This window comes from Anaerococcus hydrogenalis, assembly GCF_002871895.1.
In the GTDB taxonomy this organism is placed as follows: domain Bacteria; phylum Bacillota; class Clostridia; order Tissierellales; family Peptoniphilaceae; genus Anaerococcus; species Anaerococcus hydrogenalis.
Map to the genome: position 1 here is coordinate 512,912 of NZ_PNHP01000001.1, position 24,835 is coordinate 537,746.

Consider the following 24,835-nt stretch of genomic DNA (forward strand, 5'->3'; position numbering starts at 1 on the left):
TATACCACAAGTGCATAAGTATTCTAAGGTTTACGGATAATACAATATTAAATTACTAATTATTTTAATAAATGAAATATTAAAAAAACGAACTTATCAATAAAGATAAATTCGTTTCTACTACTTTTACTTATTTTTTTCTTCTTTTAGATTATTTGCTATAAGTTTTTCTAAAACTAGATCATATCCATCTGTTCCGTAATGTAGGGACCTATTAACTCTTGAAATTGTCGCTGTTGATGCTCCAGTTTGTTCTTCGATTTCACTATAAGTTTTTCTAATTTTTAATAGTTTTGCAACTTGCAATCTTTGTGAAATTGATTGAAGCTCTCTAGCTGTACAAGCATCTTCAAAAAATTTGTAACATTCGTCTATATCTTTTAACATCAATATTGCGTCAAAAAATTCGTCTAAATCTTTGCTTTGTAATTTTGAATCTGTCATTATTATCTCCTAAAATAATCCAATGATATTTCCATGATCATCAATATCTATATCATATGCAGCAGGTCTTTTTGGAAGTCCTGGCATGGTTAAGATATTTTGAGTTAGAGCTACTATAAAGCCTGCTCCTTGATTTAATCTTATATCATTGATTGTAATCTCATATTCGCTATCTGGATTTAAATTTTTAGGATCGTCAGAAAGTGAATATTGAGTTTTAGCAATACATATTGGTAAATTATTTGAATTTAATTTATTAATTCTCTTAATTTCGTTTAAGGCTTTTTTTGAATAATTAACCCCACTTGCCCTATAAATTTCTTTTGCAATTATTTCAATCTTTTCTTCGATTGGTAAATTTTCATCATACAATACTTTGAAGTCATTGTCATTTTTGCTATTTTCTATTATATATTCACATATATCTAGACATCCTTGGCTGCCCTTATGATAAACATCACATTCAAACGCTTTTAAGGATAAGTATTCAACAAGATTTTTTAAGGTATCTAATTCTTCTTGAGTATCTTGATCAAATTTATTGATTGCAACAACAATATTGTTTGAGAATTTTTTTAGATTTTCAAGGTGAGTTTGTAAATTTTTGAAACCTTTTTTGAGACTTTCAATATTTTCTTGGTCGATATTTTTTAAATCTTGACCACCATGATATTTCAAAGCTCTTATAGTTGCCACTACAACAGTCATATTTGGTTTTAGGTCAGCTTTTCTGCATTTTATATCATAGAATTTTTCAGCACCAAGGTCAGCTCCAAATCCTGCTTCTGTTACTGCAAAATCTGAAATAGAAAGAGCAGTTTTTGTAGCGATTATAGAATTACAACCATGAGCTATATTTGCAAAAGGACCTCCATGAATTATAGCTGGTGTATTTTCTAAAGTTTGACATAAATTTGGCTTTAAGGCATCTTTCATTAAAACACAAACTGGGCCTGTTGCTTTAATATCATCAACTGTAACAGCATTACCTTCATAATCATAAGCAACTATCATTTTTGATACTTTTTTCTTAAAGTCAAATAGGTCATTGCTTAGACAAAATACAGCCATCATTTCAGTTGCAACTGTTATATCAAAACCATCTTGCCTTACTATACCATTAGTTTTTTTACCAAGACCTACTACAACTTCTCTTAGCGCCCTATCATTTAAGTCAACGCACCTTTTCCAGACAATATTATTCAAATCAATATTTTTTTCATTTCCTTGATAAATATGATTGTCAATCATTGCAGCTACCAAATTTACGGCACTTGTTATTGCGTGAAAATCTCCAGTAAAGTGTAGGTTAATATCTTCCATTGGTATAACTTGAGAATAACCTGCTCCACAAGCTCCCCCTTTGATACCAAAAGATGGTCCCAAAGATGGCTCCCTTAAAACAGAAATAGATTTTTTACCTAACTTATTAAGTCCCATTGATAAGGCAATATTCATGGTAGTTTTTCCCTCACCAAAAGGTGTTGGAGATATAGCAGTTACTAAAACAAGTTTTGAATCTGATTTCTTGTCAAAATTTGGTTTAATTTTCGCCTTATATTTTCCGTACTTTTCATAATCATCAATTCCAAGATAAGCAGCTATCTGATCTATATCTTTGATATCAGCTTCTCTTGCAATTTCAATATCTTTTTTCATTTAAACTCCTATAATTTACTATATATTTTGCTTTTCAGATACATTATATCAACTATTTGCATGTAGTGCAATAGTTTATTAAAGTGAATTAAAATTTATTAATTAACTTTTATTATTTTCTATAATATCTAGGAAAGTATTTACCAGATTTTCATTCCTAGCTAGAAGTGGCCCATGTAGGTATGAAGCAAAAGTATTCTTATATCTAAATCCTTCTGTTTTATCTTCTCCATTGTTTCCATTTCCTTCTATTACACTGGCAAAGGCATTTTCCTTCTTCTTTAAAAAAGTTACTCCACCGTGATTTTCAAAACCTCGATAAATTTGACCGTTTTTATTATCTTTAATCTCAATATTTCCTACAAATCTATTTGCATTTTCTTGATTTTTTGTATAATAATCAAAAATTTTAAGTCCCTCAATTTTATTATCATAGGCATCATAATAATATTGACCCATCAATTGATAGCCCCCACAAATTGCCAGGAAAAGTCCATTATTTTCTATATATTTTACTATATTTTCTTTTTTATCTTCCAAATCTTTTTCAACAATTGATTGTTCATAATCTTGACCTCCACCAAAAAATACAAAGTCATATTTCTTATAGTCAAAATCATCTTTTAAGCTAACTACATCTACATTTACTTGGTGACCTTTTTTTTGGGCAAAATATTTTAAGGCCATTACATTTCCAACGTCTCCATAAGTATTTAATAAATTTCCATATAAATGACAAATATTTATAATCATTTGAGTTTTAATACCTCTCTTAGTCTAAGCATAGCTGTATATGTTGAAAGAATATATATTTTATTACTTGATTCTTTTTTTATTTTTTCAAAAATTTCATCTTCATAATCAAATTCTTTAATTTCGCCATCAAAAATATCTGCTATTTCAAGTCTTCTTTTCATATCAGCCTTTCTGATTCCCGATACTTTTATAGATTTTATATCTAATATTTTTAATTTCTCATAATATGAATCGTATATCCAAGATACATCTTTACCATCAGCATAATTATCATTTAAAATGCAATATAGACTAATTGGCTTATCCTCAAGAAGCATTAGATTTATAATTTGGTTTAGTCCAGTTGGATTTTTAACTAGGTTAATAACTATTTCCTTACCTTCTATATCAATAACTTCTTGCCTACCAAAAACATGCTCTTGTAATTTCAAACCATTATATATTTTATCATAGGGAATTTCTAATTCATTTGCTAAAGAAATTGCGCTTAGGGCATTATATATATTATAAAATCCACCAATTTGCGTTTCGTACTCCTTACCATTAACTATAAATTTAGAAAAATTCGCCTCCATACTTATTATTTCATTAATCCTATAATCTAATTTAGGAGAATGAAAATCACAAGTTGGACAAGAAAAGTCTCCAAGAGAAGAATAATTTACCAAGTCATATTTTAAAACACTATTACATTTTGGACATAAAATTCCATCACTATTAAATTCTGCATCTAAATTGTAAGAATTAGAAATCTTATTATCTTCCCTGATCCCATAATAAATAGGTTTATAATTCTTTAATGAATCATAGGAAAAAATCGGAAGATCTCCATTAGCAATTATTTTTACATTATCTAAATCTTCAAGACCACTTAATATTTTCTTATAAACATTATAGATTTCCCCAAACCTATCCATTTGATCTCTAAAAATATTTGTCAAAACTACGTAATCTGGTTTTAAAAATTTGCTTACCCTAACTAGATTAGCCTCATCTACCTCCAAGACTGCTACTGTATTTTCATTTTTATCATTATCCAATAAGCTTGTTATTATGCCTTGTATCATATTTGAACCTGAATCATTTGTAAAAACATGATTGTAATGATTTCTTAAAATATTAGAAATAAAATGTGTCGTCATTGTCTTTCCATTTGTTCCTGTTACAAATATAAATTTGGTATTTTCGCTTAAAGTTTTTAAAATATCCTTATCGAGATTATAAGCAATTTTACCAGGAAGGCTTGTTGCCTTATGGTTTGTAATTTTTAGTAAAAATCTACTAAGTTTTGCAACTTTTATAATTAAATTTTCTTTTATACTCATGAAAAAATTATAACAGAAAATCAGTCACTTAGTCTATTGTCTTTTAAAAATAATTTAAAAATATGCAAAAAAATAGGCTACAACTTATGTGTTGTAGTCTATTTTTCAGAAATTATATTTTTGGAAACTTCTATCATCATATAATCAACCTTATCAGACCATTCTGGATCACTTGCATAAAGTTTTCCTATAGCTTTTGTAGAAATTCCATTATAATATTTTCCTTTTTCACTTAAATAATTTTCTTTTAGAAATTTAGCTACATGAGCTATTGACTCACCCTTATCTTTAAATTTAGTTGCTGAATTTATTGGATCTTGGTCAATAGCATTAAAACCAAAAAGATTATTTTTTTCTTTAGCAAGATATGAATGTCCATTTCCCGTTTCATGTTTTGCCATGGCCATAAGTAAAATAGCATTTACTCCATTTTTTTCTTCAGCTTTTTTAAAATCTTTTCCAAGACCTTGTAAATTAGTGTTTTTAAGACCATATTCAAGCTCTTCTGCTGTTAAATTAGTCTTATTTGTTAAATATAACATTGAATTTTTACTAATTTTATCAGAATCATTATTTTTTAATTCTTCTAAATCTTTTTCTAATTTTTCAAATCTTTTTAATCTAGATTGTTTTAAACTTAAAGTTTCATTGCTAATTTCATTTACTCCACCAATCAAATTATCTCTTTTGTCCTTATTTTTTGCAGCAAAAGACGATCCTTCTAGTCCTGTTGATAGAACAAGCACAAGGATTATTGCTAAAAGAGATAAAAATGATATTTTAAGATTTTTATTTTTTATCATTTCTCATCCTTTTTTTGATATGTAAATAGTAACAAAACTGTTACAATTATTATATCATTCCTTGTGCTTTCTTGCAAATCTTATTTTCTAGAACCAGGTTTTACAGCTGGAGTGTCTTTTAAATCTTCTGGAAGTTTATCAGGATCAAAAGTTTCTATATCAAGTTTAGTAGCTGATAATAATTTCAAACCATTTATTTCATCACCTGATGACCTATTTACAATAGAAGTAAGAGCATTTACGTTTGCCCCGTATTTTTTAACAACATCTACTGTTTCAAATGAAGATTTACCTGTTGTAATAACATCTTCTACAATAATTACATTAGTTCCTTCTTTTATATCAAATCCTCTTCTTAAGGTCATTATATTATCAACTCTTTCTGTAAAAATTGCCTTTACACCTAAGGCTCTTGCAACTTCATAGGCTATAATTATTCCACCCATAGCAGGTCCTACACATAAGTCAACTTTTATTCCGGCTTCTTTTACTCTTTGGGCAATTTTTTCGGCAACCTCTTGACAGTAAACAGGATTTTCAATTAATTTTGCACATTGTATATATTTTTTTGAGTGTTTACCACTTGATAATAAAAAATGTCCTTCCAAAAGTGCATCTGATTTTTTTAATAATTCTATAGTTCTATCCATTCTATTCCTCCTAAATAATATTTCTTATTTCTTCTAATGAATTTAATTTTTCTTTTTTCATATAAGTTTCTAAATCTTCAATTATATTCGTCATAGTATTAAAATCAACAAAATTACTTGTTCCAACTTGTACGGCACTTGCTCCTGCCATAATAAATTCCAAGCAATCTTTATAATTTGAAATTCCACCCATGCCAATTATTGGTAAGCTTGTTGCCTTACTTGCTTCATATACCATTCTCAAGGCTATTGGTTTTATACATGGGCCAGAAAGTCCGGCTGTTTTATTTTCAAAAACCGCTTTTTTATTATCAACATCTATAGCCATTGCATTAAAGGTATTTACTAAAGAAATACAATCGGCACCAGAGTTTTCAGCAATTTTTACAAATTCTTTTATATCTCCAACATTTGGTGATAGTTTTACCATCAATACTTTTTTTGTTGTCTTTCTTACCTTTTCAATTACTTCACAAGCTTTCATGGGATCTGTTCCAAAAGCCATCCCACCCTCTTTAACATTTGGGCAGGAAATATTTAATTCAATAATAGGAAGGCTAGTATTATCTAAAAGCTCACTTCCTTTTACGTAATCATCAATACTATGACCGCCAAGATTTGCTATTGTTACTGTGTCTTTTTTTTCTAAAAATGGTAATTCTTCTTTTATAAAATATTCAATTCCAGGGTTTTGTAAACCGATTGAATTCATAATTCCAGAAGCAGTTTCATAAATTCTAATTCCCTTATTTCCTAAATTCTTATGTAAGGTTAATCCCTTTGAAGAAATCCCACCTAGTTTATCTAAGTCAATATAATCTGCAAATTCTTTTCCAAAACCAAAAGTTCCACTTGCAGCTATTATTGGATTTTTAAATTCAACCCCACAAATATTTACTTTTAAGCTCATCAGAAAATCTCCTTTGAATCAAATACAGGGCCTTCTTTACAAACTCTTATAAATTCGCCCTTAGAATTTTCAACCGTACAGCCTAGACAAGATCCTATTCCACAAGCCATATGAGCTTCCATAGAAATTTGAATTTCAGTATTTTTATTTTTATTTGAAAGAGTTTTAAGCATTGGATTTGGACCGCAGGCATAAATAATATCATATTTTTCTGTATCTATTTTATCGGTAATAAAGATTTTATCTTTTTTATCAATTGTTACTGTTGTTTTCTCTACATAATCATTAAAATAATCTGTAAAATATTCCTCATCACTAAAACCTGCATAAAAATCTGCTTTTTGATCTAGGGATTTTGCAAGGTATAAAAGAGGTGCAATTCCAATTCCTCCAGCAACTATAGCTGCTTTTTTTCCTTTTTTTATTTCAAATCCCTTACCCAAAGGACCCAGTAATTTTACTATAGATCCTTCTTTTAAATCACTTAAAATTTTTGTACCTACACCTTTAACTTGGTACAAAAAAGACATAGTTTCATCATCTTGATCACATACTCCAAAGGGTCTTGAAAGAAGGGGTGAATTTCTAAAACTGTCACATCTTAACATAAAAAATTGTCCAGGTTTAGCATTTAATTTCGTTTTTAGCTTACAAAAATAAATATCATCTTTTATTTTCGTATTAAATATTATCTTCGCATCCCTATAAGATTGCATTATCTTGGATTTCCTTTCTTGTTTCTATACATTTTTCTCTTGCATAAAAACCTACCTTATCTTGACCATCCTCATAATTCATATAATTTTTAAGAATAGCCCTAGATGAATTTACGACCCCTCCATTTAGAGAGTTTAAAAGATTATATACGTTTAAAGAATCTGCTTTTTGTGCTCCAAAACCAGGTATTAAGAAAAACATGTTTTTATATCTTTTTCTTATTTTTTCAACTTCTTCTTTGTGAGTTGCACCAACTACAAGTCCTATTGGACCATACCCAGAATCATCTACAAGTTTATCATTTAATTCTTTTAACTTATCGCCTATGGTATAGAATAATTCGCTATCATCTTCTAATTTTAAACATTCAAAATCATTTGCTCCTGGATTTGATGTTCTTAATAGGACAAATACTCCCTTGTCATTATTTTTTATAAATTCTAAATAAGGAGAAATTGAGTCCATTCCCATATATGGGTTTAAAGTCATAAAATCAGCTTCAAAATCTCCAGAAAAATGAGCTTTGGCGTATTGACTTGCACTTTGAGCAATATCAGATCTTTTTACATCTGCAATTGATAAAAGGTCATTTTCTCTTAAATAGGATAGAGTTTTTTTGTAAGCTTTCATTCCCTCTATTCCATATGATTCATAATAGGCTATTTGTATTTTATATATTGCACAAACATCCTTAGTGTTATCTATAATCTCCTTGTTAAAGTCAAATAATTGATCACAAATATTTTTATTTTCTTTCATTTTTTCAGGTATGTAGTCAAGGGATGTATCAAGTCCAACACAAACAAAACCATTTCCTTCTACCTTCTTATAAAGCCTTTCCATTAATTTCATTAAAAAAATTCCTTTCTTAATCTTTCTAGTTTTTAAATTTTTGTAAAGATTTAATTTTATTTATAAATTTACTCATCATAAAAATAATAAGAAATTTGTTCCTTTACTCCTCTACATCATAAATATGATCACAATAATTACATTTGTACATTTTTTCTTTTCTATCTATCAATATAAATTTACTTTCTACATTTCTTTCATTAGCTGTAATGCATGAAGGATTTTGGCATTTTAAAATCCCCTCAATTTTTTCCGGTAATTCTATGTTTTTCTTGATTACAACTTTTTCATCTTCTATGAAATTTACAGTTGCACTTGGATCTATAATTGCAACAGCATCTAAATTAATATCCAAATTGTTTGCAATTTTTACTATGTCTTTTTTCCCATTAGAAGTTGAATTTGCATTTAATATTAGGGCAACTTCATCTTCAATCTCATCTAAATGTAAAAGATTAAAAATTTTTATTCCTAATCCTGTTTTTATATGGTCTATTACAATTCCTTTTTTTAGTGATGTAATTTCAAGCATTATTAGCCTCCAATAATTTTATAATTAGTGCCATTCTTGCATACATTCCGCATTTAACTTGCTTAAAATATAAAGCTCTCGGATCCTTATCTACATCTTTATCAATTTCATTAACTCTTGGAAGTGGATGTAGGATAGCAAGATCTTTTTTAGCATTAGCTAATTTTTCTCTTGTCAATACATAGGAATCTTTTAATCTTGTATATTGGTTGTCTGAGAAAAATCTTTCTTTTTGTATTCTTGTCATGTATAAAATATCAAGATCATCAATAGAATTATCTAAGGATCTTTTTTCTATGTATTCTATCTTATTTTTTTCAAAAACACTTTTTTTAATATAGTTAGGTAATTTTAATTCATCTGGCGATATTAAAACATATTCATTATTGTCAAACATGGTCATTACCTTTAAAAGTGAATGAACAGTTCTTCCATATTTTAAATCTCCACAAATACCAATTTTAAGCCCTTCAAGTTTATTTTTATATGTAGAAATTGTAAGAATATCTGTAAGAGTTTGAGTTGGGTGTTGGTGTCCACCATCTCCAGCATTAATTATTGGACAATCTGAAGTTTCTGCTGATAATTTTGCAGCCCCTTCTTGAGGATGACGCATTGCTATCACATCAACATATTGACTTACAGTTTTAATTGTATCTTGTAGACTTTCGCCTTTTGTTTGGCTTGATGCTTTAGGATTTGAAAATCCTTCGACACCTCCTCCAAGTCTTAACATAGCTGATTCAAAAGAAAGTCTTGTTCTAGTAGAAGGCTCAAAAAAAAGAGTCCCTAATAACTTTCCATTACAATAATTGGAAAATTGTTGAGGACTCCTCATTATGTCTTCTGCTAAATTAATTATTTCAATTAAATCATCTTTGTATAAATCTTCTGCACTAAGCAAATTTTTAATCTTTAGCATTTGACACTCCTTTTTTGTTTTTTTTATTATATCAAAGGAGTTTTTGTACGTCAATATTTATTTATAATTTTCTATTAAATCGTTAATTGATTCTGTAGTAACATTTTTTCTATCAATTTCAAATTCATCTAAAATTTCATCCATCAAATTAAGGTTTGTAAATTCAATTTCCATATAAGCTTCTGGGTATACATTTTTTGACCAAATATCTATATCAAATTTTTGTCCCCTGTATGAATATGAAATTCTTTCTTTATCCCCAACATATTTTTCGACCAAACCAATTTCTTCTAAAATTTTGATCATATTTGAAGTTGAATCAATTGTTGTTGTATATTCATTATTAACCCTCACCTTATCTTTGCTGTCTACAGATTCTTTAAAGGTTAATTCAGTTTTCTCTCTTTTGTCATTTAAGGTTTTTTCCCTAATTCTCAAATAACCATTTGAAAATTCGCTAGCATTTTTTGGTGCGAATGTATGGTTTTTTTGAATTTCTACTCCAATAAATTCTGCACCTTTTTCTTCTAATTTCTTTTTCATTTCTTCTACATCAATTTTTAGTACTTTGATTTCTAATTCTCTATCCATTAACTTATCCTTTCTGGCAAAAAATCTATATAGTCTCCTGCCACACATTTTATTTCTATATCGTCTACTATACCTTCAATAATCTGTTTGTGCCCTTGTCCATGTAGATGACCATATATCACACATTTTACTTGAAAATCCTTGCAAATTCCAAAAAATTCATTTAAAGTCTTATCGCTATTAATGGGTGGATAATGAAGCATCACAATTTTCTTCTTATTTTCTTTGTTATATTCTAAAGAATTTTTTAATCTTTGAAGCTCCCTTTTAAAAATTTTTTCATCGTGATCAGTAAATTCACTGTTATCCCTACTAATCCAACCACGAGTTCCACAGATATCATAACCTTCTATAAAAAAAGAATTATTTTGTAAAAAATCTATTGTTTCTAATTCAAGGTCATTCAATTTCTTTAAGGATTGCCACCAATAATCGTGATTTCCTTTCAGCATTATTTTTCTACCATTTAGTTGATCAAGCTTTTTAAGGTCAATAAAGGCATTATCAATATCCATAGCCCAGGAAATATCCCCAGATATTAGTACAGTATCTTCTTTTTTTACAATTTTATTCCAATTATTAAAAATTTTATCTTGATAATTGTCCCAAGCTTTTCCAAATATTTCCATTGACTTTTTTTCGGTATAATCAAGATGCAAATCTGCTATAGCATAAATCATATCTTATCCATATCCTTTACTTCTATTTCTATGCCCTCAGCATTTAATATTTTTTCTTCCCTATCATGGCAAGTAAAATAAATCATTTGAAATTGATTTGAGAGATCTAATAAATATAACAAGGCAGTCCTTAATCTCTTATTGTCATAATTTATAAAGGCATCATCAAAAATCAAAAAAGAATTTTTTATTAAATCATTTGAAATTGAAAATCTTAAGGAAAAATTAACCTGGTCAAAAAATCCCACAGATAGTTTATCTAAGCTAATTATTTCATTATTTTCATTATAAATAATTGGGTTTAGCTTATCATCTAAGCCTATATTTATATATTTTCCCATAGAAATTTGACCAATAATTTCACTTATACGATTAGAAATATTCTTCCTGTTATGATTTAATTTATTCTCATTTAATTTTATTATTTCTATAGCCTTCTTAGATGATTTTATTTCAATTTCTAAGTCTTTCTCTTCCCTTTTTAACCTATTTATATCATCAACTAGGTCAATTTCTTTAGAAATTTCATCTTCTATCTTCGCTAATTTTTTTTCAAGTTTTAAATTATTTTCTAATAAATTGCTATATGATTTTTCATATTTTTTTATTTCTTCTTCAATTTTTGAAATGTTAAAATCTTCAATATCAAATTCACTTATATCTTCACTTATTTCTTGTTTTTCAAGAATTTTTAATATTTCTAAAATCTTATCCCTTTCAATTATGAGTTTTTCATACTCCTTATAATCTTCTTTAGCTTTCTCGTAGAGAGATTTTGTAGAAACTGAAATTTTAGAAAACTCATTACTGATTTTTATATTAAGATTATTAATTTCTTCTTTTTTATTTATATCCTTTGATTTAGTTTTAAAATAATAATATATAAGAATAGGAATAATAAAAAATAAAATGTAATATTTTTTAGTAAATATTGAAACTATTAATAAAAGTGATGAAATTATAAGCAAAGAATAATTATTTTTTTTATTAGATTCTCTATAAAATTCAGCCTTTCTTTCTAAAAGACCATCTACTTTGTCGAAGTAAAGTTTATCTATAGTCTCAAATTTTCTGTACTTTTTTAATTTCTCATCTAATAAAGCTAAGGAGTCTTTCCTAGACTTATATTCAATATAATTTGAATTAGCCTTATATTTTCTGTAATTATCCCTATCATTTTTTAATTTTTCTAGGATATTTTTAATATTATTTATATCTTCTCTTTGTTTTTTTAATTTTACAATATCGCTATTATAGGATCTTCTGATATTTTTAATATTTTCAATCTCTTTATATTTTTCTTCTAATTCTTTTTTATTTTTTGCAAAAGGTTTAGTGTAAGCTCTAGGACTTCCTATTTTATTTAAAATTTCTTCAATATTTTCAACAGCTTTTAATTGAGAAAACACAAGATCTGAAGACGGATTTTTTAAAAAATCAACAAGCTTTTTCTTAGAATCCTTATCAATATTTTGCATCTGATAATTATCTATTATACTTTTATATAAACTATAATTTAAATCCAAAAAATATTCTCCAGGATAGGATAAATTAGACTTTTTGCTTTCAATTTCCTTATTCGTAGATAAATCATGTATCTTATAAGATCCATCTTCAAAATTTCTTTCAATCCTATAATCCTTACCATCAGAAGATAAAATCATATTACCAGCATATTTATAAGATCCCATTGGCTTATATTTTTCTTTCTTATAGGAAAAATTTCTTTTATTATTTCCTACATCAAAGCCATAAAATATACCCTCAATAAAGTCAGATACGGTTGATTTTCCACTTTCATTATTTCCATAAATTAAATTAAAACCTGGTTTTAAAATGATAGTTTTATTTTGGAATTTACCAAAAGATATTAAATTTATTTCTTTGATAAATATTTTATTCATTTTTGCTCCTCAAAATAGCATCAAAACCAATTTCTAAACATCTTTTATTTATCTCATCATCCATATCTAAATCTTTAATACTTTCATAAAAGTCTGAAAGTAAAGTATTGTTATATATTTTTGCCATATTAAAATAATAATCCTTATTTTTTAAAAAATTTATTTTTAAATAGGATAAATTCAACTTATCTTTTAGTTTTTTTTCATTTATAAAAATCTTATCATAATTAGAAAGATTTAAAGTAAGAAAATTATATTTTTTATCTAGTATCTTATCTAAATATATTTCAAAGTCTTGGTAATTTTTATAATCATTTAAATCTACGTTTAATTCTTTAAAATTCATTTGTGAAGAGTTGATAAACTTCACCTTTCCATCTTCATAAATATTGTAACCGAATTCACTTTTATCCTTGAAACTAGAAGGTTCTATACTTCCTACATAAAAAATCTTATCAGAAAAAGACCTTCTTTTATGAATATGTCCAAAACCAACATAGTCAAATCCCATTTCCTTAATTTTTTCCAAATCAAGATTCATATATGAAGAGTTTATTTGTTCAAATTCACCATGTCCTAAAAAAATATTAAAATAATTATAGTTTAAATTAATATTATAGTTAAATCTCTTGTCAAATATCCTATCCTTATAAGAAATCCCATAAATTCTAATATTTTTCTGTTCAAAAAATTCTATTCTTTCACTAGAAAAAATATGGAGATTGGGTGGAATATCTAAGAAAAATATTTCATTTTTTGAGTCAATATAGTCATGGTTACCACAAATATAGTAAATATCTTTTTTAAAATCTCTAAAAAGATCAAATAATTTTTGATAGTCTTTCAAAGTAAAAAAATCTCTTTCGTAAAGATCTCCAGAAATTAATAAAAAGTCCTTGTCTTGGTTATTCTTAAGGATTTTTTCAAAACTATCCCACCTAACTTTTCTAATAAGCTTGCTATATTTAGAAGAAAAACTTAACTTATCTGCTAGGTGTATATCTGAAATATGGGCAAATTTCATATCAAATTCACACACTCTATAATTTTTTTATTATCACTTATGTCAAATACCGTAAGTGAACCATTGTCTATCCAAAAATTTTTAAAATTATCTAAATCTTTTAAAACCGTAAATAATGAAGACCTAATAGCTATACCATGACTTACACACAAGATATTTCCATCAAAAGATGATTTTTCTTCCATAAAATCATTTATTCTATTAACCAAATCTTTTACACTTTCACCATTAGGATATCTAGTTGTATAAGGATCTTTTTTTAATTTTTCATAGAAATTTTTATATTTTTTTATAGTATCCAAAACTTTTTGACCCCTAAAGTCTCCAAAATTTAACTCATTTAATCTCTCATCTTCAATGAATTTTTCAAATCCCAAAAACTTTGCAGTTTCCTGGCTTCTTATTAATTTTGATGTAAAAACTTTATCTATTTTATATTTTTTTAAATTTTCCCTACTCTTGCAAAGGTCAATTCCTGCATTTTTAGCAAGTCTCGTTTGAGGAGTAGAAAATCTCCATTCTTTATTTGATTCTGTTAATCCATGTCTTAAAAATATTATTTTCATATAATCACCTTTAATAATTATAACACATAAAAAAGCAGGCTCGAATGCTTTTTATTCGCCTGCTTTCATTGCTTCTGCCATATTTATTTTTTTTAGTTTAAAATGAACAATTATCATTATTAAAAATGAAGTAAAAAGGGTTATAAAGGCTGATATTACATAAGATGATAGGTGTGTTTTGTTTGAAATAAAAATTCCATCTGGTGCAACAATATTTAAAACATATCTTAACATTATATATCCTAAAATATAACCAAGGATTATACCTAAGAATGTTAAAATATAAGTTTCCCTGTAAATATAAGCTGTGGTTTCTCTAGGGTAAAATCCTAAAACTTTTGTTGTGGCTAATTCTTTTTTTCTTTCGCTAACATTAATATTAGTTAAATTATATAAAACAACTACCGCAAGTATCATTGAAACTAAGGTTATTATCGCAATTACCAAGTTTAAATTTGCCATCAAAGAATCCATGCTTTCATAAAACTTGTTTGGCTCTATTAATGCTTGGCTAATTTTATTAGATAAAATTATATCCTTTGTTTTTTTGTCAGACTTTACTATATCTCCATTAAAACTTACATTCTTGTTAAATGTATTTTTATAGGCATCTTTAGACATGTAAATATAATCATCTATATAGTTTTCAGAAATATCTTTTACCTTAACTTTTTTTGTCTTATTATCTAAGTCAAATTCTAAATCTTTATCTAAATTAATATTTTTAGATAAATTTTTACTGATTATAACACTCTTATCATTAAAATTAATTTTATTTTTCTTCTCATCTCTTATATTAATAAATTTATCCACTTTTGATACATCATCAAATACTATTAAATTAACTTTCATATTTCCCTTTTTTGTGGAAACATCAACTTTCTTATATAAGATTTTCAAAGACTTAGCATCATTTAATATTTTTTGGTAAGCTTTTTTATCACTTTCTTTTGCATTTTCATCAAAAAGTGAAATGTAATCATATTTAGTAATTTGTCCTCTTTGAATTTTTGAAGTATCTTTTACAGAATCTGTCATAGCAAAACCAAAAAATAAAAGAGCTGTGCATCCACCTATACCAAAAATCGTCATAAACATTCTTGCCTTATACCTAAATAAATTTCTTAAGGTTATTTTGGTCATAAATGAAAGTCTTGTCCATATAAACTTAATTTTTTCTAAAAATATTCTAGAACCTTTTTTAGGAGCTTTTGGCCTTAGTAAGTCTGCAGTTTGTTCCTTTACTTCACTTATACTTGTAAAATATACTGTTAAAGAAATTAAAAGAGTAGATAAAAATATAGTTAATAAGGCTATCCAAAAAGAGTTAATAAAACCTAATGATAAAATATCAAATCCTGATGAATAAGCATTAAATATAATCTTACAAATTAAATATTTTCCAATGAAACAACCTAAGATAGAACCTAAAATTGTAGGAATTAAGGCATAGATAAAAAATTTTCTTCCTATATCAAAATTACTATAACCCAAAGCCTTTAAGGTTCCATTTTGTACCCTTTGCTCTTCAATATATCTTTTTATTGTAGTTAATGAGACTAGTAGGGCAATAAAATAGAAAAATGTAGGAAAAACTTTAGATAATTCATCCATATTTAAGCTATTTTTATAATAAGTATCGATGGATTTATTTGAAAAGATATCATCAATTTCATAAGTAGGATCCACCAAATTAACAAGATTTTCTCTTGCATCTTTTATTTTTTTATATCCTCCATCTATCTCTTTTTGAGCCTTTTTAGATTCCTCATCAAATTTTTTATTTGCTTGATCTAATTTTCTCTGATTTTCTAAAAGATCATTAAAATTCTTAGCTAATTGATTTTTTCCATTTTCTTTTTGATAATTAAATTCTCTAAGTCCTTTTTGGTATGAATTTAAAGAACTATTTAATTTCTCTTCATTTTTATCAAGTTCTTTTTTTGCTTGGCTTAATTTTTTAGATGATTGGTCTTTTTCATCATTTAATTTCTTAACAGATGTTTCATAAAGAGATTTTTTATTATCTAAATCACTTTTTACCTTATCAAGCTTTCCTAAATTTTCATTTATTGGATCCATTGCCTTATTATAAGATAGGTCAAATTCTTCTTTTCCTTTATTATATTCTGAATTTAAAGCTGAAATCATCCTCTTACTTTTTTCAATCTTAAAATATAAATTTGATTTTTTTTCATTTAAACTTTCTAACTCATTTTTTAACTTTAAGATTTGGTCTTTATTCAAATTATTATTACTAGCGTTAGAAAGTGTTTCTAATTTAATGCTTACATTTTGGATCTTTAAATTTATATCCTCAAGGCTTTTCTCATCATTAGATAAGCTTAAATTTTCATCATCAATTTTTTTCGCTAAATTATCTAAAGAAGTTTTTTTATCTGAAAAACTATTTTCAATTAAAGACTTATTAGTAATGATTTCATCATACTTTTTATTTAATTCTTTATATCCTTCATCTAATTTTATTTTAGAATCTTCAAGTTTTTTCTCATTTTCTCCTATATTTTTATTAAATGAATCTAAATTTCTTTTATAGGCTATTTTTCCTTCATTTAATTTTTTAAATCCTTGGTCGATTTGATTTTTTGAGCTAGCTAAGGTCCTTTCTCCACCTCGAATTTTTGTTTTATATTCATTTTCTGCCTTATTATAAGCAGAAAGACCATCTAATAATTTTTGATTAGCATTAATTAACTTATTTTTTTCATCTTTTAATTTTTTCTCATTATCATTTAATTCATCTTCTTTTTTATCAAGTTTTTTATTAGTATCGTCTTTTAAATTCTTTAGAACTTGGCTAGGTCGATTTTTGAAATCTTCTTTTAAATTTTTTCTCTTATTTTTCACAAATGTTTTATAATCACTAGAGAACCTATCCATATTTCTCGTTTTTTTATAAGTAATATCAACTTGGCTAATGAGATCCTTTTTAAAATTATTTTTATTGATATAGGCAAATCCATAGACCATTTCTTTGCCCTTTATAGACATATCTCTTAAATCTTCCATCAAATATTCAGAAGAATTTGCAAAACCAACTATCTTGTAAGTTTTATTTTTTATCAAATCATTTATTTTATCATCTTCAAGTGCCTTAAAACTGATATAATCCCCTAATTTATAATCACTTTTAAATAACTTGTCTAATATTATTTCACTATCCTTAGAAATATTTTTACCTTCTATAATATTTAATTTTTCTATGTCCTTATCAAATGATTTAACTGATACAAGCTTATCTTTTGCGTACAAGTCGAGATTATTTCTATAAGATATCTTATCTATATCCTTATCTTTTTCGATTATTAACCTATCTTCATTTTTTATTCCATAACTTGCCCTTATACTAATATCTGGGTGCTTATTATTATTTAAAGTTTTTCCTAGAGTTTTTCTCATAGAAGGTCCAGTCATAAAAAGAGCAACCACAACCATAGAAGCTAGCATAATCATTATAAATATAGAAAAAATCTTTCCCTTAGTCTTTTTTATATCCCTAAAAATTGACTTATAATAATTATTTTTTTTCATTTTACCACTCTATATCTTCAACATTTACTGGATTTTCATTCTTATATGAATTTACTATTCTACCATCCTTTAGCTCATATACCTTATCTGCTATATCTTTTATAGCTCCATTATGGGTTATAATTATAACTGTAGTATTTAGATTTTTAGCTGTATTTTGTAGTAATTTTAAAATTGATTTTCCAGTTTTATAATCTAGTGCTCCGGTTGGCTCATCACATAATAATAGTTTTGGATTTTTTGCAATAGCCCTTGCTATTGCAACTCTTTGCTGTTCGCCACCAGAAAGTTGTGATGGAAAAGAATCTTTTCTATTTGAAAGTCCTACCTCATCCAAGGCCTTACTTGCATCAATATTATCTTTTGCAATTTCACTTGCAAGCTCAACATTTTCAATACTAGTAAGGTTTGGAATCAAATTATAAAATTGAAAAACAAATCCAACATCATCTCTTCTGTATCTGGTCAAATCTTTTTCATTCATATTAGATAACTCTTTCTTATCTACTATAATCTCTCCTTGGCTTAATGTATCCATTCCGCCAATCATATTTAAAAGAGTTGTTTTGCCTGCTCCACTAGCCCCTACTATTATAATTAGTTCTCCTTGTTCAATTGAGAGATTTATATCATTATTAGCAATTATCTTGTTTTTCCCAACTTTAAAATATTTATATACATTTTTTAATTCTATATATGCCATAATATTAATAATTCTTGAGTGCTCTTTCTATTTTTCTCTTAGCATCATTTTTCTTAATTGTTTCTCTCTTGTCATAATTTTTCTTACCCTTGGCAAGGGCAATTTCAGCTTTAATAAGTCCTTCTTTTAAATAAATTTTATTCACAATCATTGTATATCCTGCTTGAGAAACTTTTCCTATAAGCTTATCAATTTCTTTTTTATGAAGTAAAAGTTTTCTAGTTCTAATTGGATCAATATTTTTTTCGTATGATTGTTTATAAGGAGTGACGTTCATATTGTAGATAAATAATTCGCCCTTATAATCTCCAACATGTGATTCTTTAATTGAAACTTTCCCTTCCCTTATACTTTTGACTTCATTTCCCTTTAGTTCGATTCCAGCCTCATACTTTTCTTCCAAAAAATAATCATGCCTTGCTTTTTTATTGTTTGCTAATATTTTCAAATTATCCCTCCATCAAATCAAAATCAATATTTCTCTTATCTAGATCGACATTTTTAACTTCTATCATTACTTTTTGCCCAATCTTATATCTTTTATTCTTGTCTATATTAATACAACTTAGCTTATCCTCTATATATTCAAAATGACTATCAGAAAACTTATACATAAAGCAACCTTCGACGGTGTTTTCTAATTCTACAAAGATTCCAAAATCTGTTATTGATGAAATAATTCCTTCAAATCTTTCTCCAATAAATTTTTTCATGTACTTACACTTATAAAGATCTTCCACATCTCTTTCACATTCTTCACTATTTCTCTCCGTAATAGACAAGTGTTCGGCAAATTTTGAAAGCTTCTTTTCAAGTGAGGTTTGGTTTATTGACTCCAATTTATTATCAATAAAATCTTTAACCAATCTATGAACAATAAGGTCTGGATACCTCCTTATTGGAGCTGTAAAATGTGTATAATATTTTGTGGCAAGACCAAAGTGCATATCTCTATAATTGGTATATTTTGCCTTTCTCATAGTCCTAAGCATCAACATATTAATAAGACTCTCATCATCTTTTCCGCTTATTTGTTTTAAGATATCTTGAAAATCTTTTGGATGAAGTTCTTTTCCCTTAATATTATATCCAAGAGTATTTAAAATATTTTTAAAAGATTCTACCTTTTCTTCTTTTGGCTTTTCATGAATCCTGTAAATTGATGGAAAATCCATGAAGGCAAATAAACTTGCTATAGTCTCATTTGAAACCAACATAAATTCTTCAATCATCTTATTTGCAGATCCTCTTTCAAACAAAGAAATATTTAAAACATCACCTTGATCACTTACATCGATTTGACTTTCAGTAAAATTAAAATCAATAGATCCTCTTTTTTCTCTCTTTTTCTTTAAAATTTTATATAGGTCATTAAATAAATCCAATTTCTCTAATAAAACTTCATCATCATAAACTTTTTTATTATAATCTAAATAATCATTTACATCGTCATAGATAAGCCTATAATCAGACCTTATAAGAGCCTTATATATCTTATAATCTATTACCTTACCCCTATCATTAATTTTCATCTTTAAACTTAAAGAAAGTCTATTTTTATCAGGATTTAAGGAGCAAATGCCATTTGATAATTCTTCTGGTAGCATTGGAAGAACAAGATTATAAAGGTAGGTAGAATTTCCTCTTTGGTAGGCTTCTTTATCAATTTCACTTTTTTCTCTTACATAGTGACTTACATCAGCTATATGTACATAGAGTGTATAATCTTCATTTTCTTTTTCAATAGATATAGCATCATCAAAATCTTTTGAATCCCTACCATCGATGGTAACTGTAAAAAGATTTCTTAAATCTTCTCTATTTTTAACCTTTGATAAATCTACGTCTTTTTCAATAAAAACTGCTTCTTTTTTTACTTTTTTAGAAAAATTTTCCTTCAGACCATGGGATTTTACAATAGAAATTAAATCCACATTTGCCTCATCTTTGTTTCCTAAAACCTCTATTACCTTACCTTCAGGTGATCCTTTTTTTGGATAATTTATTATCTCAACAAGAACTTTATCATTACTTTTGGCTTTTTTTGAATTTTTTTCATCTACGTATATATCAGGTGAGATATTATTAGAATCACTTATTACAAAACCAAATCCCTTATTTTTTTGATAAAGTCCAACTATCTTATTTGAATTTCTTTCGATAATTTCAACTACTTTTCCCTCAGCATTTTTACCAAATTCCTTATTTTTTATTATTTTAATCCTAACCCTGTCCAAATTATTTGCAGTATTAAGATTATTAGCTGAAATAAATACATCCTTAAAGTCTCTATTGTCAGAAATAAAAAATCCATATCCACCTTGGGCTAGATTTATTTGACCAATCAAAGACTTATCTTCAATACTTAAAGGGTGAATTTTCTTTTTTGAGCTTATTTTAATTTCATTATCTTTAGCAAGCTTTTTTATTATCTTTTTTACATCTTTTTTTATATATTTATCACAATCCAAGTACTTTAACATTTCTTTAATAGTCATTGGTTTGTAATTTTCATCATTAACTATATTTAAAATTAAATCTTTAAAATTCATTTTTTCTCCTATTAAAAAAGAGGCTAGTAAAAGCCTTTTTAACTTGCTTAACAAATTAAAAATTTCTACTAAACCCCTTAGCTTATTGCAAGTAGTATTGTACTTAATAAAAATAAGACAACACCAGCAAAAATTACAACTTTGTCTAACATTTCATTTTTTGATCTGTGAGCGCTTCTACCAAAAACATTTGTTTCTTGACCAGCAAGTGTTCCTAGCCCATCAGTTTTTGGTTCTTGTAAGGTTACAGCTATAACCAAAACTACAGAAGCTATCATCAATAATACTGATAATACTGTTGTCATCTGACACCTCCGTTTTCATACTATTTTATAATATCATAAAAATATAATTATTACAATAAAAAAGAGGGGCTTAATAATATTTTACCCCTCTATTTACCATTTTATAAAATTATTTGTTAATATTATAGAATGCTTTTAGTCCTTTAAATTGTGCTGTATCAAATAATTCGTCTTCTATTCTTAGAAGTTGGTTATATTTTGCAACTCTATCTGTTCTTGATGGAGCTCCTGTTTTAATTTGTCCAGCATTTACAGCTACTACTAAATCAGAAATTGTTGTATCTTCTGTTTCACCAGATCTGTGAGAAACTACTGCAGTATATCCTGCTTCTTTTGCCATTTCAATAGCATTTAGTGTTTCTGTTAATGAACCGATTTGGTTAACTTTTATAAGAATTGAGTTAGCAACTCCTTCTTTGATACCTTTTTCAAGTTTTTTAGTATTTGTTACGAATAAGTCATCACCTACTAATTGAACTTTGTTTCCAAGTCTTTGTGTAAGTTTTGCCCATCCTTCCCAGTCATTTTCATCTAAACCATCTTCGATAGAAATGATTGGATATTTTTCTACTAATTCTTCTAACCAGTCTATCATTTCATCTTCTGTTTTAACTGTACCTTCTCCATCTAAGTGATATTTTCCATCTTCTTTGTTATAAAATTCACTTGAAGCACAGTCCATAGCTATATAAACATCTTTTCCTGGTTCATATCCAGCTTCTTTTATAGCTTCACAGATAATTTCTAGAGCTTCTTCGTTTGATTTTAAGTTTGGAGCAAATCCACCTTCATCACCTACAGCAGTGTTATAGCCTTTTGATGAAAGAACTTTTTTAAGATTGTGGAATACTTCAGCACCGATTTGTAATGCATGAGCAAAGCTTTCAGCTCCAAGTGGGAAAATCATAAATTCTTGGATATCTACAGAGTTATCAGCATGTTCTCCACCATTTAAGATGTTCATCATTGGTGTTGGAAGAAGTTTTGCATTTGTTCCTCCTATATAATTATATAAAGAAACGCCTTGTTCATCAGCTGCTGCTTTTGCTACTGCTAAAGAAACACCTAGGATTGCATTTGCACCTAATTTTGCTTTATTTTCAGTTCCATCAAGCTCGATCATTGCTCTATCAACACCAATTTGATCAGAAACATCATAAGTGAATTCTAATTCTTCAGCAATAATTTCATTTACATTTTCTACTGCTTTAAGAACTGATTTTCCTAAATAATAATCTTTGTCCCCATCTCTAAGTTCAACAGCTTCCCATTCACCTGTTGATGCACCTGATGGTACACTTGCTCTTCCGAAGCCACCTTCTTCAGTTGTAACTTCAACTTCTACAGTTGGATTTCCTCTTGAATCTAAAATTTGTCTAGCATATACACTTGTAATTAAGCTCATCTTATTCTCCTTATATTTAAATTATTTTTTATGGTTAACTAATTGTTCGAAATCTTCTGCCTTAAGGCTTGCTCCACCAATAAGACCACCATCAATATTTTCTTTAGCTAAAAGTTCTTTAACATTATTTGGTTTCATTGATCCACCATATTGAATTCTTATTTTTTGAGAACAATCTTCACAGAAAGCTTCTTTTATATAGTTTCTGATAAATAAACACATATCATCAGCATCTTCAGCTGAGGCAGTTTTTCCAGTTCCTATAGCCCAAATTGGTTCATATGCAATTATTACTTTTGTAATATCTGAACCTTCAATTCCCTTAAGATCTCTTTCAAGTTGATCTTTAACTTTTTCTTCTTGTTTGTTAGCTTCTCTTTCTTCTAAGGTTTCACCAACACAAAGAATTGGAGTTATACCATGATCTAGAGCTGAAAGAACTTTTTTATTAATTAATTCATCGTCTTCTTTGAAATATTCACGTCTTTCTGAATGACCCAGAATTACATAATCAGCTTTTATGTCATTTAACATTGTTGGAGAAATTTCTCCAGTATAAGCTCCACTTTCTTCATAGTGCATATTTTCAGCACCAAATTTTATATCAGAATCTTTTAATATTTCACTAGCTAGTAAAAGGTCAATTGCTGGTACACAAACACCTTTTTCAACACTTTCATCAAGGTCAAGTTTTACTAACTCTTCTAGCAAAGTTTTTGCTTCACTAGGTGTCATATTCATTTTCCAGTTTCCTACTATTACTGGTGTACGCATATTTACTCCTTATTTTTCGTCAATACAATCTATTCCTGGTAGAGTTTTTCCTTCTAAAAATTCAAGACTTGCTCCACCACCAGTTGATACGTGAGTGATCTTATCTTTTAGACCTGCAAGTTCAATTGCAAGTGCAGAATCTCCTCCACCTACTATTGTAATTGCATCTGATTCTGCAAGGGCTGCTGCAACCTTATTTGTACCATCTGCGAATTCTTTTATTTCAAATACTCCCATTGGTCCATTCCAAACAACAGTCTTAGCTTCTTTAATTTTTGATGAGAAAAGTTCTGCAGTTTTTGGTCCTATATCTAGGGCTTCTTTATCTTCTGGTATAGAGTCAATATCAACTGTCTCAGTTTCAGCACCTGCTTTGATTTCATCTGCTATAACAACATCTACTGGTAGTAGTAGTTCTACGTTGTTAGCTTCAGCTTTCTTGATTAATTCAAGTGATAAATCCATCTTATCTTCTTCTAGAAGAGATTTACCTATTTCTTTTCCTTGAGCTTTGAGGAAGGTATAAGCCATTCCTCCACCTATTAGGATTGTATCTACTTTAGTTATTAGATTTTCGATTACCCCAATCTTATCAGATACCTTAGCTCCACCAAGGATTGAAACAAATGGGTGTTCTGGGGCTTCTAGTGCCTTACCCATTACGTCTATTTCTTTTTCTATTAGGAATCCTACTGCTGAAGGAAGAATGCTTGCTACTCCAACGTTAGATGCGTGTGCTCTGTGGCTTGTTCCAAAGGCATCATTTACATATAGGTCTGCAAGAGATGCTAGCTTTTTAGCAAATTCAGGATCATTTTTTGTTTCACCAGCAACATATCTTGTATTTTCTATTAGGCAAACTTCACCTTCTTTAAGATTTGCCACTTCTTCTTTAACTTTGTCATCTACTACTTCTGGGCTTGGGAAGAAGTGGAATTTATCTTTGTAGTGATTCTCTAGCCAATCTGCTACAGGTTTTAGAGCAAATTCTGGCTTAGCTTCTCCCTTTGGTCTACCTAAGTGGCTCATTAGGATTACCTTAGCATCATTTTCTAGTAGGTAATCAATTGTTGGAAGAGCTGCTCTAATTCTTGTATCATCAGCAATTTTTTCGTTGTCTTCTTTTGATAAAGGAACATTGAAGTCAACTCTTACAAGAACTCTTTTTCCGTCTACATTTAAGTCTTTTACTGTTTTTTTATTCATAAT

General features: G+C 27.7%; 24 protein-coding genes. All 24 read right to left on the bottom strand.

Features of this window, described 5'->3' with window-relative positions; translation table 11 throughout:
- Positions 1-126: 126 nt before the first annotated feature.
- Positions 127-444 carry a YerC/YecD family TrpR-related protein gene (locus CJ192_RS02515; RefSeq protein ID WP_102197646.1) on the bottom strand — a complete coding sequence of 106 codons (318 nt, stop codon included), beginning with the start codon at positions 442-444 and terminating at the stop codon, positions 127-129.
- A 9-nt stretch (positions 445-453) separates the two neighbouring features.
- The gene (locus CJ192_RS02520) at positions 454-2,103 is read right to left on the bottom strand and encodes a formate--tetrahydrofolate ligase (protein WP_102197647.1); all 1,650 of its coding nucleotides are present in this window, start codon (positions 2,101-2,103) and stop codon (positions 454-456) included.
- Positions 2,104-2,205: 102 nt separating this feature from the next.
- Entirely contained in the window at positions 2,206-2,856 is a 651-nt protein-coding gene (locus tag CJ192_RS02525) for a type 1 glutamine amidotransferase (RefSeq protein WP_004816437.1), read from the bottom strand.
- Positions 2,853-4,184 (bottom strand): Mur ligase family protein, encoded by a 1,332-nt coding sequence (locus CJ192_RS02530; RefSeq protein ID WP_102197648.1) that lies wholly within the window; start codon positions 4,182-4,184, stop codon positions 2,853-2,855. Before CJ192_RS02530 ends, CJ192_RS02525 begins: the two co-directional genes overlap by 4 nt.
- 98 nt (positions 4,185-4,282) lie before the next feature.
- Positions 4,283-4,987, bottom strand: coding sequence for a glucosaminidase domain-containing protein (locus CJ192_RS02535; RefSeq protein ID WP_102197649.1), 705 nt, complete (start codon positions 4,985-4,987; stop codon positions 4,283-4,285).
- An 80-nt stretch (positions 4,988-5,067) separates the two neighbouring features.
- A complete protein-coding gene (pyrE, locus tag CJ192_RS02540; RefSeq protein ID WP_102197650.1) occupies positions 5,068-5,637 on the bottom strand; it encodes an orotate phosphoribosyltransferase in 570 nt (189 codons plus the stop codon).
- Between the two features lie 10 nt (positions 5,638-5,647).
- Complete coding sequence (locus CJ192_RS02545) at positions 5,648-6,547, bottom strand: dihydroorotate dehydrogenase (protein WP_102197651.1); 900 nt, start codon at positions 6,545-6,547, stop codon at positions 5,648-5,650.
- A complete protein-coding gene (locus CJ192_RS02550) occupies positions 6,547-7,263 on the bottom strand; it encodes a dihydroorotate dehydrogenase electron transfer subunit (RefSeq protein ID WP_102197652.1) in 717 nt (238 codons plus the stop codon). Before CJ192_RS02550 ends, CJ192_RS02545 begins: the two co-directional genes overlap by 1 nt.
- The gene (gene pyrF, locus CJ192_RS02555; RefSeq protein ID WP_102197653.1) at positions 7,250-8,116 is read right to left on the bottom strand and encodes an orotidine-5'-phosphate decarboxylase; all 867 of its coding nucleotides are present in this window, start codon (positions 8,114-8,116) and stop codon (positions 7,250-7,252) included. The genes CJ192_RS02550 and pyrF overlap by 14 nt, the downstream gene beginning before the upstream one ends.
- A 103-nt stretch (positions 8,117-8,219) precedes the next feature.
- Positions 8,220-8,648: an aspartate carbamoyltransferase regulatory subunit gene (locus tag CJ192_RS02560; protein WP_004816407.1), complete on the bottom strand. Its 429-nt coding sequence runs from the start codon at positions 8,646-8,648 to the stop codon at positions 8,220-8,222.
- Positions 8,641-9,570, bottom strand: a complete 930-nt coding sequence (gene pyrB, locus CJ192_RS02565; protein ID WP_102197654.1) for an aspartate carbamoyltransferase — start codon at positions 9,568-9,570, stop codon at positions 8,641-8,643. Before pyrB ends, CJ192_RS02560 begins: the two co-directional genes overlap by 8 nt.
- 57 nt (positions 9,571-9,627) lie before the next feature.
- Positions 9,628-10,161 (bottom strand): CYTH domain-containing protein, encoded by a 534-nt coding sequence (locus tag CJ192_RS02570; RefSeq protein ID WP_102197655.1) that lies wholly within the window; start codon positions 10,159-10,161, stop codon positions 9,628-9,630.
- The gene (locus tag CJ192_RS02575; RefSeq protein WP_102197656.1) at positions 10,161-10,841 is read right to left on the bottom strand and encodes a metallophosphoesterase; all 681 of its coding nucleotides are present in this window, start codon (positions 10,839-10,841) and stop codon (positions 10,161-10,163) included. Before CJ192_RS02575 ends, CJ192_RS02570 begins: the two co-directional genes overlap by 1 nt.
- Positions 10,838-12,745 (bottom strand): ATP-binding protein, encoded by a 1,908-nt coding sequence (locus CJ192_RS02580; RefSeq protein WP_102197657.1) that lies wholly within the window; start codon positions 12,743-12,745, stop codon positions 10,838-10,840. Before CJ192_RS02580 ends, CJ192_RS02575 begins: the two co-directional genes overlap by 4 nt.
- Positions 12,738-13,769 (bottom strand): metallophosphoesterase family protein, encoded by a 1,032-nt coding sequence (locus CJ192_RS02585; RefSeq protein WP_102197658.1) that lies wholly within the window; start codon positions 13,767-13,769, stop codon positions 12,738-12,740. The genes CJ192_RS02580 and CJ192_RS02585 overlap by 8 nt, the downstream gene beginning before the upstream one ends.
- Positions 13,766-14,335: a histidine phosphatase family protein gene (locus CJ192_RS02590; RefSeq protein ID WP_102197659.1), complete on the bottom strand. Its 570-nt coding sequence runs from the start codon at positions 14,333-14,335 to the stop codon at positions 13,766-13,768. Before CJ192_RS02590 ends, CJ192_RS02585 begins: the two co-directional genes overlap by 4 nt.
- A gap of 51 nt (positions 14,336-14,386) precedes the next feature.
- Positions 14,387-17,887, bottom strand: coding sequence for an FtsX-like permease family protein (locus CJ192_RS02595; RefSeq protein WP_102197660.1), 3,501 nt, complete (start codon positions 17,885-17,887; stop codon positions 14,387-14,389).
- Position 17,888: 1 nt separating this feature from the next.
- Positions 17,889-18,590, bottom strand: coding sequence for an ABC transporter ATP-binding protein (locus tag CJ192_RS02600; RefSeq protein WP_102197661.1), 702 nt, complete (start codon positions 18,588-18,590; stop codon positions 17,889-17,891).
- A 4-nt stretch (positions 18,591-18,594) separates the two neighbouring features.
- Positions 18,595-19,038 carry an SsrA-binding protein SmpB gene (gene smpB / locus CJ192_RS02605; RefSeq protein WP_004813238.1) on the bottom strand — a complete coding sequence of 148 codons (444 nt, stop codon included), beginning with the start codon at positions 19,036-19,038 and terminating at the stop codon, positions 18,595-18,597.
- Between the two features lies 1 nt (position 19,039).
- Positions 19,040-21,142, bottom strand: a complete 2,103-nt coding sequence (rnr, locus tag CJ192_RS02610) for a ribonuclease R (protein WP_102197662.1) — start codon at positions 21,140-21,142, stop codon at positions 19,040-19,042.
- Between the two features lie 77 nt (positions 21,143-21,219).
- Positions 21,220-21,447 carry a preprotein translocase subunit SecG gene (gene secG / locus CJ192_RS02615; protein ID WP_004816836.1) on the bottom strand — a complete coding sequence of 76 codons (228 nt, stop codon included), beginning with the start codon at positions 21,445-21,447 and terminating at the stop codon, positions 21,220-21,222.
- A 109-nt stretch (positions 21,448-21,556) separates the two neighbouring features.
- Complete coding sequence (gene eno / locus CJ192_RS02620; RefSeq protein ID WP_004813233.1) at positions 21,557-22,852, bottom strand: phosphopyruvate hydratase; 1,296 nt, start codon at positions 22,850-22,852, stop codon at positions 21,557-21,559.
- A gap of 21 nt (positions 22,853-22,873) precedes the next feature.
- Positions 22,874-23,626: a triose-phosphate isomerase gene (gene tpiA, locus CJ192_RS02625; RefSeq protein WP_102197663.1), complete on the bottom strand. Its 753-nt coding sequence runs from the start codon at positions 23,624-23,626 to the stop codon at positions 22,874-22,876.
- Positions 23,627-23,635: 9 nt separating this feature from the next.
- Complete coding sequence (locus tag CJ192_RS02630) at positions 23,636-24,832, bottom strand: phosphoglycerate kinase (protein ID WP_102197664.1); 1,197 nt, start codon at positions 24,830-24,832, stop codon at positions 23,636-23,638.
- Positions 24,833-24,835 lie beyond the last annotated feature (3 nt).

Coding starts and splice junctions, on each gene's coding strand:
- CJ192_RS02515 (WP_102197646.1), bottom strand. CDS start 444: ATGACAGATTCAAAATTACAAAGCAAAGATTTAGACGAATTTTTTGAC.
- CJ192_RS02520 (WP_102197647.1), bottom strand. CDS start 2,103: ATGAAAAAAGATATTGAAATTGCAAGAGAAGCTGATATCAAAGATATA.
- CJ192_RS02525 (WP_004816437.1), bottom strand. CDS start 2,856: ATGATTATAAATATTTGTCATTTATATGGAAATTTATTAAATACTTAT.
- CJ192_RS02530 (WP_102197648.1), bottom strand. CDS start 4,184: ATGAGTATAAAAGAAAATTTAATTATAAAAGTTGCAAAACTTAGTAGA.
- CJ192_RS02535 (WP_102197649.1), bottom strand. CDS start 4,987: ATGATAAAAAATAAAAATCTTAAAATATCATTTTTATCTCTTTTAGCA.
- pyrE (WP_102197650.1), bottom strand. CDS start 5,637: ATGGATAGAACTATAGAATTATTAAAAAAATCAGATGCACTTTTGGAA.
- CJ192_RS02545 (WP_102197651.1), bottom strand. CDS start 6,547: ATGAGCTTAAAAGTAAATATTTGTGGGGTTGAATTTAAAAATCCAATA.
- CJ192_RS02550 (WP_102197652.1), bottom strand. CDS start 7,263: ATGCAATCTTATAGGGATGCGAAGATAATATTTAATACGAAAATAAAA.
- pyrF (WP_102197653.1), bottom strand. CDS start 8,116: ATGAAATTAATGGAAAGGCTTTATAAGAAGGTAGAAGGAAATGGTTTT.
- CJ192_RS02560 (WP_004816407.1), bottom strand. CDS start 8,648: ATGCTTGAAATTACATCACTAAAAAAAGGAATTGTAATAGACCATATA.
- pyrB (WP_102197654.1), bottom strand. CDS start 9,570: ATGCTAAAGATTAAAAATTTGCTTAGTGCAGAAGATTTATACAAAGAT.
- CJ192_RS02570 (WP_102197655.1), bottom strand. CDS start 10,161: ATGGATAGAGAATTAGAAATCAAAGTACTAAAAATTGATGTAGAAGAA.
- CJ192_RS02575 (WP_102197656.1), bottom strand. CDS start 10,841: ATGATTTATGCTATAGCAGATTTGCATCTTGATTATACCGAAAAAAAG.
- CJ192_RS02580 (WP_102197657.1), bottom strand. CDS start 12,745: ATGAATAAAATATTTATCAAAGAAATAAATTTAATATCTTTTGGTAAA.
- CJ192_RS02585 (WP_102197658.1), bottom strand. CDS start 13,769: ATGAAATTTGCCCATATTTCAGATATACACCTAGCAGATAAGTTAAGT.
- CJ192_RS02590 (WP_102197659.1), bottom strand. CDS start 14,335: ATGAAAATAATATTTTTAAGACATGGATTAACAGAATCAAATAAAGAA.
- CJ192_RS02595 (WP_102197660.1), bottom strand. CDS start 17,887: ATGAAAAAAAATAATTATTATAAGTCAATTTTTAGGGATATAAAAAAG.
- CJ192_RS02600 (WP_102197661.1), bottom strand. CDS start 18,590: ATGGCATATATAGAATTAAAAAATGTATATAAATATTTTAAAGTTGGG.
- rnr (WP_102197662.1), bottom strand. CDS start 21,142: ATGAATTTTAAAGATTTAATTTTAAATATAGTTAATGATGAAAATTAC.
- secG (WP_004816836.1), bottom strand. CDS start 21,447: ATGACAACAGTATTATCAGTATTATTGATGATAGCTTCTGTAGTTTTG.
- eno (WP_004813233.1), bottom strand. CDS start 22,852: ATGAGCTTAATTACAAGTGTATATGCTAGACAAATTTTAGATTCAAGA.
- tpiA (WP_102197663.1), bottom strand. CDS start 23,626: ATGCGTACACCAGTAATAGTAGGAAACTGGAAAATGAATATGACACCT.
- CJ192_RS02630 (WP_102197664.1), bottom strand. CDS start 24,832: ATGAATAAAAAAACAGTAAAAGACTTAAATGTAGACGGAAAAAGAGTT.